This window comes from Robertmurraya korlensis, assembly GCF_023715225.1.
Classification (GTDB): Bacteria; Bacillota; Bacilli; order Bacillales; family Cytobacillaceae; genus Robertmurraya_A.
This window is the reverse complement of sequence record NZ_JAMBNS010000072.1, coordinates 1-479: the sequence shown is the minus strand read 5'-3', so window position 1 is coordinate 479 and position 479 is coordinate 1. Positions and strand designations below refer to the sequence as shown.

The 479-nt window shown below is 46.6% G+C and carries 2 protein-coding genes; both read left to right on the top strand.

Going from position 1 to position 479, the window contains the following annotated elements; translation table 11 throughout:
- Nucleotides 1-259: CorC transporter family protein (locus tag M3175_RS25870; RefSeq protein ID WP_251524555.1), on the top strand; the 259-nt coding region annotated here is incomplete at its 5' end.
- A partial coding sequence (locus M3175_RS25865) for a CBS domain-containing protein (protein WP_503328628.1) occupies nt 259-479 on the top strand: 221 nt, incomplete at its 3' end. The genes M3175_RS25870 and M3175_RS25865, both read left to right, overlap by 1 nt.

Here is a 479-nt window from a genome sequence, read left to right as displayed (position 1 = left end):
GCTATCCACCGCCCCTGAAACCCGTGATGAACTAGTCAAATTGGTACATGATTCACGTCGATTTTTGGCGCCCGACACCGTCGATATGTTAGAGGGCGTGCTAGATTTACCCGCTATTCAAGTGCGAGAAATCATGACCCCTGTCAGCCACGTTGCAGGCATCACCCAGCACCAAAACTTGCAAGACATCATGTCGCTCTATATGGAAACCGCCCACTCGCGTTATCCTGTATTACCGATGACAATAAAGACACGGTAATGGGTATCTTACTTGCCAAAGATTTGATTCCGTTTTTGGTCGCCAAGGCGCAAGGTCAAAACATTGACCATTTTAATCTTGATGCGATTGTACGTCAGCCAATTTATATCAGTGAAACTGCGCGTTCTGACAACCTGCTGCGTCTTTTTCAAAAAAACCAAATTCATATGGCAATCGTCATTGATGAGTTTGGGGTGACAGCAGGCGTGGTGACGATGGA